The following is a 12,572-nucleotide window of genomic DNA, read 5'->3' on the forward strand; positions in this document are numbered from 1 at the left end:
ATGAGACCGCATCTGAGTTTGAATATGGCAACCCCTAATCAGGTGCACAATAGAAAAGGCCAGCTACTGGAGCTGGCCTAAAAACTGTCAACCTATCTTAGGACGAGACATTGATATGAAGATAAACGCTTATCTATATGAGTGGGCTATCTGCTTAGTTGGGTAAATGCCCATAACTTACCACCCGCGTGACTTGCCACTGACCATTGGCGTGTTGCCAGACCATTAGAAATTTGGCTTTGCCGTCACAACTGCCTGTTTCTTTGCTGCAAAATTTATGTACGCCCTCAGTTATCGCGCCAAAGTCCTTGATGGGATAGGCTTGAAAGCTCTCTTCAACCAGTGAGCGGGTGTATTTACCGCAGGCATAGTTTTTAGTGTTGTTGATCATCGATTGGCGGTTCCAAGTGACACCACCATTGTCATGGTAAAACTCGACCTTATCTGCAAAGTAACTTTCATGCAGCTTGAGTTGTTGCTCATCAGCACAACGATTAAATGAATCAAATACCTTACTATCCATGTCTTTCATCTCGGCAACGAGGTTATCTTCACTCGAAAATGCACTCATTGACACAAGCAGCAAGCTGATTGCGATTAACTTATCCATAGCTCTCCTTGGTATAAACTGGTCCACCTAATATAAAGTAAGTGGAAAGCAATAACATAATGATCTTTTGGCAAGCGAACAAGGACGAATGGTAAAGCGTTTGGGAAGCCGCAAAGATGTTGTCTTTTACTTATCAGTGGGTGTTATGCAGGGAGATATTCGTCAATACGAATCCGTAGCAAACGACTCTGCTAGTCTTCGACCACTTCTTGCTGTGGCACAGCTTTGAGATTGGCGGTTTTACGCGTCGATGGGGTTTGGGCGCGACTGTTACCGTAAGCATAGGTCACCACTGCAGCACCTTCGGGGGATAAATCGAGTTCTAAATCTTCGCTAGGAATACAGCAGCAGGGCAGACATTCGTCGGCATTAAGCTCGGCCAAAGGCTCGGTTAAATAGCTGACACTGCCGCTAATAATGCGGGTCTTGCAAGCGCCGCAAAAACCACTGCGGCACTCAGAGAAAATGGTCACTTTTTTGGCTTCGAGTGCTTGCAACAACGAATTGTGCTGCTCGGTAAACAGCAGCACAGGTTGCCCTTGAAGGCGCACAATGGGCGCCTTGGCAAAGGGGTTGTTTAACAGTAGGTTCGATTTAGCCATAAGCAATCAAATCCCGTTAGAGATCGAAATCGAGGAATTCATCACTGTCGACGGCCGAATCGATTTGACCGACAAGATAAGATGACACTTCGACTTCCTGCGGCGCCACTTGTACTGCATCACTTTCTAACCAGTTCTTCATCCAAGGCAGTGGGTTAGACTGCTCGGCATAAGGCAGTGGCAAGTTAACTGACTTCATCCGTTGGTTAGTGATGTACTCAACGTATTGGCAGAGGATCTGCTCGTTGAGACCGATCATTGAGCCGTCTTTGAACAGGTATTTTGCCCATTCTTTTTCTTGCTCGGCGGCCTTGAGGAACAGGTTGTACGCTTCCTGTTGGCATTCCACAGCAATTTCGGCCATTTCAGGATCATCTTTGCCGCCCTGCATAATGGTTAAGATATGCTGGGTGCTGTTTAAGTGCAGCGCTTCGTCACGGGCGATAAGACGAATAATTTTCGCGTTACCTTCCATAAGCTTACGCTCAGCAAATGCGAATGAGCAGGCAAAACTAACGTAGAAGCGAATCGCTTCGAGGGCGTTAACTGACATCATGCACAGGTACAGCGCTTTCTTTAGCGTGCGAGTGTTGACTTCGACTGGCTCGCCATCGATCACATGGGTGCCTTCACCTAACAGGTGGTAAACCTGCGTGAGTTTAATTAAGTGATCGTAATATTCGGCAATGTCAGTCGCGCGGCGCAGGATCTCTTGATTCACCACGATATCGTCAAAAATCACTGAAGGATCGTTCACGATATTGCGAATAATGTGCGTGTATGAGCGCGAGTGGATGGTCTCGGAGAAAGACCAAGTCTCAATCCAAGTTTCTAATTCGGGCAGCGACACTAAGGGCAGAAATGCCACGTTAGGCGAGCGGCCTTGGATAGAGTCGAGCAGCGTTTGGTATTTCAGGTTCGAAATAAAAATATGCTTTTCATGATCTGGCAGTGAGTTGTAATCGATTTTATCGCGGCTCACGTCAACTTCTTCTGGGCGCCAGAAGAAAGACAACTGCTTTTCAATCAGTTTTTCAAACACTTCATATTTTTGTTGGTCATAACGAGCGACGTTAACCGATTGTCCGAAGAACATAGGTTCACGGGTAGCATCGTTGGGTGTTTGGCAAAAAGTAGAGTAGGTCATGGTACGAGTATTCCAATAAGTCGGGATCCCAAAGGGATCCCGCAACCGTTAACATTGAAGATTAGATTTTGCAGGCGCCGCCAGCACAGCCGTCATCTTCTTTCTCTATGTTGGTAATGTCATCGTGTTGATCCGATGCACCATCGCGAGTGTTATGGTAGTACAGCGTTTTTACACCTAACTTATAGGCATTGAGTAAGTCTTTCAGCAGAGTCTGCATCGGAACCTTACGGCCTTCGAAACGCGTTGGGTCATAGTTAGTGTTGGCCGAAATTGCTTGGTCAACGAATTTTTGCATGATACCCACGAGCTGTAAGTAACCTTCGTTGCTTGGCATTTGCCATAGCAGCTCGTAGTTGTATTTCAGCTCATCAAAATCAGGCACCACTTGCTTTAACTGGCCATCTTTACTGGCTTTCACACTGATCAAACCGCGTGGAGGTTCGATACCGTTAGTCGCGTTTGAGATCTGTGATGACGTTTCAGACGGCATCAGCGCAGACAGGGTCGAGTTACGTAAACCGTGCTGTTTGATGTCTTGGCGCAGTGTTTCCCAGTCTAAATGCAATGGCTCGCTGCAAATCTTATCTAAATCACGTTTGTAGGTATCGATAGGTAAAATACCTTGGGCGTAAGTGGTCTCATTAAATAATGGGCACGCACCTTGCTCTTTTGCCAGATTCATTGACGCCTTAAGCAGATAGAATTGAATCGCTTCAAAGGTCTTGTGAGTCAGGTTGTTCGCGCTACCATCGGAGTACTTCATGCCATTCTTCGCTAAGTAGTTAGCGAAGTTGATAACACCAATACCTAAGGTACGACGGTTCATCGATGAAATTTCAGCCGCTTTGATTGGATAATCTTGGTAATCCAGTAGGTTATCCAGTGCACGTACCGCTAAATCGGCTAATGGTTCAAGCTCGGCTAAGTTTTTGATCGCACCTAAGTTTAATGCTGACAGTGTACAGAGCGCGATTTCACCGTTTGGATCGTCAATGTTGTTCAATGGCTTGGTCGGCAACGCGATTTCAAGACAAAGGTTAGATTGTCTGATCGGAGCGACTTTCGAGTCGAACGGACTGTGGGTGTTACAGTGGTCGACGTTTTGGATGTAGATACGGCCCGTTGAAGCACGCTCTTGCATCATCAATGAGAACAGTTCAACTGCTTTCAATGTCTTCTTACGAATACTGCTGTCTTGCTCATATTGCAGGTACAGACGTTCGAATTCGTCTTGATCTTCGAAGAAGGCATCGTAAAGACCTGGCACGTCTGATGGGCTGAACAGGCTGATGTTTTCGCCTTTGATCAGACGTTGATACATCAGCTTGTTGAGCTGTACGCCGTAGTCTAAGTGGCGAATACGGTTATCTTCGACACCGCGGTTGTTTTTCAGTACCAGCAGGGATTCCACTTCTAAGTGCCAAATAGGGTAGAAGAGGGTCGCAGCACCACCACGAACGCCGCCTTGCGAGCAAGACTTAACCGCCGTTTGGAAATACTTGTAGAAAGGTAAGCAACCCGTGTGGAAGGCTTCGCCGCCACGGATTGGGCTACCTAGTGCACGGATACGACCGGCGTTGATACCGATACCTGCGCGTTGGCTGACATACTTCACGATAGAAGAGGCGGTCGCGTTGATAGAATCTAAGCTGTCGCCACATTCAATCAGAACGCATGAACTGAATTGACGCGTTGGCGTACGTACACCCGCCATGATTGGCGTGGGCAGAGAAATCTTAAAGGTCGATACCGCGTCGTAAAAATCTTTAACGTATTGCAGGCGCGTTTCTTTTGGATAACGGGCAAACAAGCAGGCCGCCACCAGAATATAGAGGAACTGGGCGCTCTCGTAGATCTCGTGGGTCACACGGTTTTGTACCAGATACTTACCTTCGAGCTGTTTTACCGCCGCGTAGGAGAAGTTCATATCGCGCCAATGGTCGATATAGGTATCCATGATATCGAGTTCTTCGCGGGTGTAATCCTGCAGAATATGCATATCATACTTACCAAGCTCAACCAGTTTAGTCACATGGTCGTATAACTTTGGCGGCTCGAACTGACCAAAGGCCTTCTTACGTAAATGGAATACGGCTAAGCGCGCAGCCAGAAACTGATAATCCGGTGATTCTGGGGAAATTAAATCCGCCGCAGATTTGATGATCGTTTCGTGGATAGCTTCGGTTGGGATCCCGTCGAAAAACTGTAAATGCGTGCGAAGTTCAACTTCAGAAACAGAAACGTTTTTTAATCCCTTGGCTGCCCAAGTAATTACGCGGTGTATCTTGTCGAGATCGATTGTCTCACGTGCACCACAGCGTTTTGTGACTGTCATATTGCTATTCATTGAAGAGAGGCCTTGGTTCTGATATCTGTTCAGGTGAACTAAGTCACCGTACGTTTCCTTGTAAAACAATCAACCTGAAAACCCTTAATACTGCTGACTATGCAGGAGATAGTCGATTTAACGGGGAACTTCTAGTGTGTCTGATTGCTACCTATACACAAGATATGGTGTTTTAAATAATCTGAGATACAAGATAGTGAGGTTTGACGCTATTTGCAAGTCTCAATTCAGGGGGTATCTTGTGGATATCTTGAGGATAAAGAAAAGCGTTAGTGATGACTAACCCAGAAGCTCAAATTGAGATTAGCGTGCGACATTGATGACGTTTTTTTGTGCAAATTTCACAGTGTGATCGATCGCTAAAATAAGCAGCGATCGCGATCGCAAGGATTGACCCTTAACCTAAATTGCATTACCAGCGAAGGGCGCATTATTTCGCCGTTAATCGGATTCGGTTGGGCCGTTAACCTTGGTCAATCCGTTACCGCTATTTGGCCAATGCTTGGCTTAAGGCCGAATGCAAACTCGATGGTGAGTTAAACTGCGCATAGGCAGGCCATGCATCGGGTGTATCGGCCTCACCTAAATATCCCCACAACGCCACACCGCCAAGCATGCCAGCCGCTTGGGCCGCGAGTAAATCCCGCTCAGCATCACCTAAATAGAGTATTTGCTGTGGCTGGCACTGCAGCTGCTGCGCGCCCAATAGCATAGGTGCGGTGTGAGGCTTAGGGTAACGAGTCGAATCGCCACTGATCATCACTGGCATACGCGAGCTGAGCTTAAGTTTATGTAATAGAGGGCGTGTAAAGCGGGCGGGTTTATTCGTGATCACCCCAAATGGCACACGGCATAACTCGAGCCAATCGAGCAGGGGAGCGATACCATCAAACAACTGGCAATGGTCGCCATTGATCCTTTGATAGTGTGCGAGGAGTCCTTGCTGTACTTGAGTGCGCAGAGCGTCATCCGCGCCGGGAATCGCCGCATCGACTAAGGCAAAGCTGCCATGGGAGGCGGCGCTACGCATGTCTGCTAAAGGTTTTGCCGCGATACCGACATCAGACAAACTGAGGTTAAGGGCTTGAACCAGATCCGGCGCGGTATCGGCCAGGGTACCGTCAAGGTCGAATAAGACCCCTTTAACCTCAGCTAAGCTCATCTTAATCTACCTTTTGCGTCGCAATCATATAGTTAACATCGACCTTTGGGGTGTACTTAAAGATCCCTGTTAGCGGGTTATAGGTGATCCCAAGTGCATCTTTACAGAGAAGATCGGTGTTATCGACTAAGGCCATGAGTTCCGATGGCTTGATGAACTTATTATGGTCATGGGTGCCAATTGGCAACATCTTTAATAGGTACTCGGCGCCGATAATGGTCTCGACAAAAGACTTAATATTACGGTTGATGGTTGAGAAAAACACAAAACCGCCGGGTTTAACCATATCGCAGCAGGCTTGAATGACCGATTGCGGATCTGGCACATGCTCGAGCATCTCCATACAAGTCACCACATCGTAGTATTCGCGGTGATCTTCTCTATGGGCCTCGGCAGTGTTTTTGACATAGTTGATGCTCACGCCAGTTTCCAGTGCATGTAAACGCGCGACTTCTAATGGTTCTTCACCCATATCGAGGCCGTGAACGATCGCGCCGATGCGCGCCATGCTTTCGGATAAAATGCCGCCGCCACAGCCGACGTCCAGCACTTTCTTACCAAAAATCCCGCCTGCCGTTTGATCGATATAGTTAAGGCGCAGGGGATTTAATAGATGCAGCGGCTTAAACTCGCCGTTGAGATCCCACCAGGTTTCGGCCATACGTTCAAACTTTGCGATTTCCTGCGGGTCTACGTTGGTATTCTGTTGCATGCTATTACCTATAGCGGCTGTCATTGTGCGGCTATTATAACGACAATGGGGGATAAACACAGTATTGGCTGATCCTAAGTCTTTGTGGTTGAGTGAAATTTCAGCAATTATCATTAATTCTTAAACACTTTGTGAAGCAGAGCGGTTTTTCTGCTCGGATATTAATCAAGTCTTGGCCTCAATTTCGCCATTAACAACGGATTTTATCGGGTTTAAAAGGGCAAATTGACAGTGTTTTCATCTATTAAGCCACATCCTTCGCAATTCACGAAGGATAGGTCTGGCGACATTAAATAACTGTGTTAGAATGCCAAATCACGTTTTTGGGCCGCTCAATGATACGGATTATACGTTGTCGGCTAATTTTCAGGGGAACGAGCAGTTTATGACTGATCTGGCATCATCTATTTCGCCAATTAATATCGAAGACGAACTAAAGAATTCGTACCTTGATTACGCCATGAGCGTCATCGTGGGACGTGCATTACCAGACGTGCGTGATGGCCTTAAGCCTGTGCATCGCCGCGTGCTGTTTGCCATGAGTGAATTGAAGAACGATTGGAACAAGCCGTACAAAAAGTCTGCCCGTGTGGTCGGTGACGTGATCGGTAAATATCACCCCCATGGTGATTCGGCGGTTTACGATACTATCGTACGTATGGCTCAGCCTTTCTCTCTGCGTTACACCTTAGTTGACGGTCAAGGAAACTTCGGTTCGGTTGACGGTGACTCCGCAGCGGCAATGCGTTATACCGAAATCCGTATGGACAAGTTAGCGCACCAGCTCCTCGCCGATCTTGAAAAAGAAACCGTTGACTATGTGCCCAACTACGATGGCACAGAACAAATTCCTGCTGTATTACCGACACGTGTCCCTAACCTGTTAATCAACGGTTCATCGGGTATTGCGGTCGGTATGGCGACTAACATTCCGCCCCATAACTTAACCGAAGTCGTTAAGGGCTGTTTAGCGCTGATCGCCGATCCTGCGCTGTCTATCGAACAGTTGATGGAACATATTCCAGGTCCAGACTTCCCAACGGCGGCGATTATCAATGGCCGTAAAGGCATTATCGATGCGTATAAGACGGGCCGTGGCCGCGCCGTTATGCGCGCGCTGGCTGAAGTCGAAACCGAAGATAACGGTCGTGAACGCATTATCGTTACCGAAATCCCTTATCAGGTGAACAAAGCGAAACTCATCGAGAAAATCGCAGAGTTAGTCAAAGATAAGAAGATTGAAGGCATCAGCGGCCTGCGCGACGAGTCTGACAAAGACGGTATGCGCATCGTTATCGAAATTAAACGCGGCGAAGTGGGTGAAGTTGTCCTGAACAACCTCTATGCCCAAACACAAATGCAATGTTCTTTTGGTATCAACATGGTGGCATTGACCAATGGTCAGCCTAAGTTGTTCAATCTAAAAGAAATGCTCGAGTGCTTTATCCTGCACCGCCGTGAAGTGGTGACTCGTCGTACCGTGTTCGAACTGCGTAAAGCGCGCGAACGCGCCCATATTCTTGAGGCATTAGCGGTTGCGCTGGCCAACATCGACCCGATTATTGCGCTGATCAAAGCCTCACCTACGCCAGCAGACGCTAAAGTCAAACTGGTTGAGCAGGGCTGGGCACTTGGCCATGTACAGGGCATGCTCGAAAAAGCGGGTGACGATGCGGCGCGTCCTGAATGGTTAGAGCCAGAATTCGGTATCCGTGATGGCTTATATTACCTGACTGAGCAACAGGCTCAGGCGATTCTAGAGCTGCGTTTACACCGTTTAACTGGTCTTGAGCACGATAAGATCATCGCCGAATACGAAGAGTTGCTCGAGTTCATCGCGGGTCTGCTGTTTATTCTGCGCAGCCCTGAGCGTTTGATGGAAGTGATCAAAGAAGAGTTAGAAGAAATTCTGGCTGAATACGGTGATGCTCGCCGTACTGTCATCAACGCCAATGAAATTGATATGAGTCTTGAAGACTTAATCAACGAAGAAGACGTGGTTGTGACCCTGTCACACTTAGGTTACGCCAAATACCAACCGCTGAGCGATTACCAAGCCCAGCGCCGTGGTGGTAAGGGTAAAGCTGCAACTAAGGTGAAAGACGAAGATTTCGTTGAAAAACTGCTGGTTGCCAACACTCACGATACCATTCTGTGCTTCTCAGATTTCGGTAAGATGTACTGGCTCAAGGTCTATCAATTACCGCTGGCGAGCCGTACTTCCCGTGGTCGTCCGATTGTTAACTTGCTGCCGCTGTCCGATGGCGAACGCATTACTGCGATTCTACCGGTGCGTGAATACGCAGAAGATAAGTACATCATCATGGCGACCTCTAACGGTACCGTGAAGAAAACTGCGCTGACAGCTTACAGCAACCCACGTGCTAATGGCATTATCGCCGTGAACCTGAAAGACGGTGACCAACTGATCGGTGTCGATATCACCAATGGTGATGATGAGATCATGTTGTTCTCGAACGAAGGTAAAGTGGTTCGCTTTAAAGAAGGCGAAGAAGTGGCCGTGCTCGATGAAAACGGCAACCCAGTGCTGGACGAAGAAGGCAACCCACAAATCAACTTCAAGGGTGTGCGTCCAATGGGTCGCGGCGCGACTGGTGTTCGCGGTATCAAGCTTGAAGAAGGTCAAAAAGTGGTGTCTCTCATCGTACCTAAGGGCGATGGCGCTATCTTAACCGTGACCGAAAACGGCTATGGCAAACGTACTGAACTGTCTGAATACCCATCGAAGAGCCGCGCGACTAAAGGTGTGGTATCGATCAAGGTGAGTGAGCGTAACGGTGCGGTTGTTGGCGCGGTACAAGTTGGCGGCAATGATGAAATCATGCTGATCAGCGATAAAGGTACCTTAGTCCGTACGCCGGCGAACGGTGTGTCAATCATCGGCCGTAACACTCAAGGTGTGACCATTATCCGTACCGCAAGTGACGAAAAAGTAGTTGGTCTGCAACGTATCGATGAGATCCAAGGCGACGAAGATGAAGTCGAGCTGGATGAAAACGGTATGCCAATCGTCCCAGTTGTCGCTGAAGGTGACTCTGTTCATGAAGAGTCTTTAGAGGATGAACTGGAAGAAGAATTAGATGAAGACGAAGAGCTTGACGACGAGCAAGACGAAGACTAATTCGAGAGTATGAAAACGAGCGTCCAATTGGACGCTCGTTTTTTTCATGGCAACGTTTTATTTTATGAATTCTAATATCATGGTTTGTAAATAAGGAGAGTGGCAGTGAGCGCGATTTATAATTTCTGTGCAGGTCCTGCGATGTTACCCGCAGCGGTAATGAAAAAAGCACAACAGGAATTACTCGATTGGAATGGGCTAGGTGTCTCCGTGATGGAAGTCAGCCACAGAGGTAAGGAATTTATCGCGCTGACCAAGCAAGCTGAGGCGGATTTACGCGAGCTGATGCACATTCCACAGAACTATCATGTGCTGTTTATGCACGGCGGTGGTCGCGGTCAGTTCTCTGCCGTTGTGAATAATTTTTTAGGCAACCAAGGCCGTGCCCTGTATTTAGTCAGTGGTCAATGGTCTTCTGCAGCATTAGCCGAAGCTCAAAAGCTGGCGGGCGACGCGCAAATTGATAGCCTTAACATTGTTGAAAAACATAATGGACTCAATGCAGTAGTGCTGCCTGATCTGCATAAGATTGATGCCGATTACCGTTATGTGCACTACTGCCCAAATGAGACAGTTGATGGTATCGAAATTTTTGATGAGTTAGACAGTCCATGGCCGATTGTCGCCGACTTATCATCTACCATTATGTCTCGCGAAATCGATGTCAGTCGTTACGGCTTAATCTATGCTGGTGCGCAAAAGAACATTGGTCCTTCGGGCTTATCTATTGTGATCGTGCGTGATGATATGTTGAAACTGCCGAGTTTAACCCAATCATCCATCATGGATTACCGTTTAGCCGTTGAGCATGACTCTATGTTCAACACGCCGCCAACCTTTGCTTGGTACTTAGCGGCTGAAGTATTTGCTTGGCTCAAATCCTTAGGTGGTGTGGCCAGTATCGCGAAAATCAATCAGCAAAAAGCGCAAATGCTGTATGCCTGTATCGATGCCAATCCTTTCTATAAAAATGGTGTCGTCGCGGCAAACCGCTCACAAATGAACGTGACTTTCCAACTGGCGGATGAATCCCTTGATGGCGCCTTCTTAAAAGAGGCCGAAGCGGCGGGCCTAGTGGCCTTAAAAGGGCACCGAATCGTTGGTGGCATGCGTGCCAGCCTTTACAATGCGATGCCACTTGAAGGCGTAGCTGCGCTGGTGAGCTTTATGAACGAATTTGCGGCAAAGCATAGCTAAGCCAAGTAGTGAAGTTTACCTAACTTGCTTAACTCGCTGATTGATACGTGTCGTTTAAAGTCAGTATTAACAGCGTAAAGTGAGAAAAAAACGAATGCCTAGGCATTCGTTTTTTATTGGTTGCATAAAGCTTAAAGTTGATATGAAAGCATGCACTAATTAATAGCTAAAGGAAGGCTAGGGGACTTAGGCCGAATTAGGCGCTTCATCCCAACTGTCTTGTTACAGTACTTTGGCAATCGACTTAGCTAAGTAATCCACATTGTCTTCGCTAATGCCTGCAATGCTAATGCGGCTCGAACCCACCATATAAATGCTGAATTCTTTCTGCAGGTGCGCCACTTGCTCAGGATTAACCCCTAGGAAAGAGAACATGCCTTTTTGGCGTGCGATAAAGCTAAAGTCGCGATCCACGCCATTGGTTTTGAGTTTTTCCACTAAAATGGCGCGGTTACCGTTGATACGGTCGCGCATTACTTTGAGCTCATCTAACCACTCTTGCTTTAATTCTGCCGAACCTAGAATAGTTTCGACAATTGCCGCGCCGTGGGCTGGCGGCATGGAGTAGAGGCAGCGAACCACGTAAAGCAGTACAGATTGCGCGATGTTTGCCGTGTTTGCATCTTTTGCAACCACAGAGCATGAACCGATACGCTCACGGTACAGACCGAAGTTTTTCGAGCAAGAGCTACACAGGATCATATTATCGACCGCAGCGGCCATTTTACGCACGCCGTAGGCATCGATATCGACACCATCACCAAAACCTTGGTAAGCCATGTCGATAAGCGGGGTAAAACCTTGCTCCTTGGTGAGGGCAACCACTTTATCCCATTGCTCTGTCGTCAAATCCATCCCGCTCGGGTTATGGCAACAGGCATGGAACAGCACCACATCGTTCGGGCCAATCTGCGCAAGCGCGCTGAGCATCTCATCGAACTTTAACGATTTAGTGTCGTAATCATAGTAAGGGTAGGTTTTAACGGTCAGACCCGCCGCTTCAAACAAGCCTATATGGTTAGCCCATGTGGGATCGCTCACCCATAGCACAGCATTAGGATTGCAGCGTTTAATAAAATCACCGGCAACGCGCAGGGCGCCCGTGCCACCAGGCGTGGATACTGTACGAATTCGGTTGGCGATAATCGCGCAGTGATCACTGCCAAAGGCTAATTCTGTTATCAGGGTATTAAACTGAGACGAACCGGTTGGGCCGATATACACTTTGGTGGTTTCAGTGTCTAAACGGAATTTTTCGGCTTTTTTCACGCAATTAAGGATGGGAGTGTTTCCAGCGGGATCCTTATAAACGCCCACACCTAAGTCGACTTTTTGAGGATGTGAGTCTTCACGGTACTGGGTTAATAGGCCGAGGATAGGATCCGCAGGCATTGCGACGAGTGAGTTAAACATGGCTCCATCTACCTTTTTGGTTATATTGCGACAACATGAATTGCACAGAATATGCGAGATTTATCGTTTGAAACCTAGAATAGCGTGGATAGATGAAAAATTTAAAGCAAAAACTGTGAACTATGGCCAATTAATCTGGCAAAAAAGCCTGCCAAAAAACGCTTTAGATCACAATTTAACCGCAGATATTTTGTGTTTTTGTTATTTTTAGACTGACTTGAGTAATTTTCCGGTTTT

At 47.5% G+C, this 12,572-nt stretch carries 9 protein-coding genes; 2 read left to right on the top strand and 7 right to left on the bottom strand.

Features of this window, described 5'->3' with window-relative positions:
- Window positions 1-154 precede the first annotated feature (154 nt).
- The 6 genes from L2713_RS10610 to ubiG all read right to left on the bottom strand — a co-directional run bounded on the left by L2713_RS10610 (window position 155) and on the right by ubiG (window position 6,583).
- Window positions 155-610 carry a nuclear transport factor 2 family protein gene (locus tag L2713_RS10610; protein WP_248967867.1) on the bottom strand — a complete coding sequence of 152 codons (456 nt, stop codon included), beginning with the start codon at window positions 608-610 and terminating at the stop codon, window positions 155-157.
- A 191-nt stretch (window positions 611-801) separates the two neighbouring features.
- Window positions 802-1,212, bottom strand: coding sequence for a class I ribonucleotide reductase maintenance protein YfaE (gene yfaE, locus L2713_RS10615; protein WP_248967868.1), 411 nt, complete (start codon window positions 1,210-1,212; stop codon window positions 802-804).
- Between the two features lie 16 nt (window positions 1,213-1,228).
- Window positions 1,229-2,359 (bottom strand): class Ia ribonucleoside-diphosphate reductase subunit beta, encoded by a 1,131-nt coding sequence (gene nrdB, locus L2713_RS10620; RefSeq protein WP_248967869.1) that lies wholly within the window; start codon window positions 2,357-2,359, stop codon window positions 1,229-1,231.
- Window positions 2,360-2,420: 61 nt separating this feature from the next.
- Window positions 2,421-4,709 (bottom strand): class 1a ribonucleoside-diphosphate reductase subunit alpha, encoded by a 2,289-nt coding sequence (gene nrdA, locus L2713_RS10625; protein WP_011622687.1) that lies wholly within the window; start codon window positions 4,707-4,709, stop codon window positions 2,421-2,423.
- Between the two features lie 487 nt (window positions 4,710-5,196).
- On the bottom strand, window positions 5,197-5,871 hold the full coding sequence (locus L2713_RS10630) for an HAD family hydrolase (protein WP_248967870.1): 675 nt from the start codon (window positions 5,869-5,871) through the stop codon (window positions 5,197-5,199).
- Window position 5,872: 1 nt separating this feature from the next.
- Window positions 5,873-6,583 carry a bifunctional 2-polyprenyl-6-hydroxyphenol methylase/3-demethylubiquinol 3-O-methyltransferase UbiG gene (ubiG, locus tag L2713_RS10635; protein WP_248967871.1) on the bottom strand — a complete coding sequence of 237 codons (711 nt, stop codon included), beginning with the start codon at window positions 6,581-6,583 and terminating at the stop codon, window positions 5,873-5,875.
- A 385-nt stretch (window positions 6,584-6,968) separates the two neighbouring features.
- Between ubiG and gyrA the strand changes: the two genes are divergently transcribed.
- Both gyrA and serC read left to right on the top strand, forming a co-directional pair.
- Window positions 6,969-9,725: a DNA gyrase subunit A gene (gene gyrA / locus L2713_RS10640; protein ID WP_248967872.1), complete on the top strand. Its 2,757-nt coding sequence runs from the start codon at window positions 6,969-6,971 to the stop codon at window positions 9,723-9,725.
- Between the two features lie 105 nt (window positions 9,726-9,830).
- Window positions 9,831-10,922: a 3-phosphoserine/phosphohydroxythreonine transaminase gene (gene serC, locus L2713_RS10645; protein ID WP_248967873.1), complete on the top strand. Its 1,092-nt coding sequence runs from the start codon at window positions 9,831-9,833 to the stop codon at window positions 10,920-10,922.
- A gap of 222 nt (window positions 10,923-11,144) precedes the next feature.
- Here the strand turns inward: serC and L2713_RS10650 are convergent, their stop codons facing one another.
- Window positions 11,145-12,335 carry an amino acid aminotransferase gene (locus tag L2713_RS10650; protein ID WP_248967875.1) on the bottom strand — a complete coding sequence of 397 codons (1,191 nt, stop codon included), beginning with the start codon at window positions 12,333-12,335 and terminating at the stop codon, window positions 11,145-11,147.
- Window positions 12,336-12,572: the final 237 nt, after the last annotated feature.

Source organism: Shewanella seohaensis, assembly GCF_023283775.1.
Lineage (GTDB): Bacteria > Pseudomonadota > Gammaproteobacteria > Enterobacterales > Shewanellaceae > Shewanella > Shewanella seohaensis.

What these genes read in the sequence shown, in the direction of transcription:
- L2713_RS10610 (WP_248967867.1), bottom strand. Translation starts at nt 610, where the DNA reads ATGGATAAGTTAATCGCAATCAGCTTGCTGCTTGTGTCAATGAGTGCA.
- nrdB (WP_248967869.1), bottom strand. Translation starts at nt 2,359, where the DNA reads ATGACCTACTCTACTTTTTGCCAAACACCCAACGATGCTACCCGTGAA.
- yfaE (WP_248967868.1), bottom strand. Translation starts at nt 1,212, where the DNA reads ATGGCTAAATCGAACCTACTGTTAAACAACCCCTTTGCCAAGGCGCCC.
- ubiG (WP_248967871.1), bottom strand. Translation starts at nt 6,583, where the DNA reads ATGCAACAGAATACCAACGTAGACCCGCAGGAAATCGCAAAGTTTGAA.
- nrdA (WP_011622687.1), bottom strand. Translation starts at nt 4,709, where the DNA reads ATGAATAGCAATATGACAGTCACAAAACGCTGTGGTGCACGTGAGACA.
- L2713_RS10630 (WP_248967870.1), bottom strand. Translation starts at nt 5,871, where the DNA reads ATGAGCTTAGCTGAGGTTAAAGGGGTCTTATTCGACCTTGACGGTACC.
- gyrA (WP_248967872.1), top strand. Translation starts at nt 6,969, where the DNA reads ATGACTGATCTGGCATCATCTATTTCGCCAATTAATATCGAAGACGAA.
- L2713_RS10650 (WP_248967875.1), bottom strand. Translation starts at nt 12,335, where the DNA reads ATGTTTAACTCACTCGTCGCAATGCCTGCGGATCCTATCCTCGGCCTA.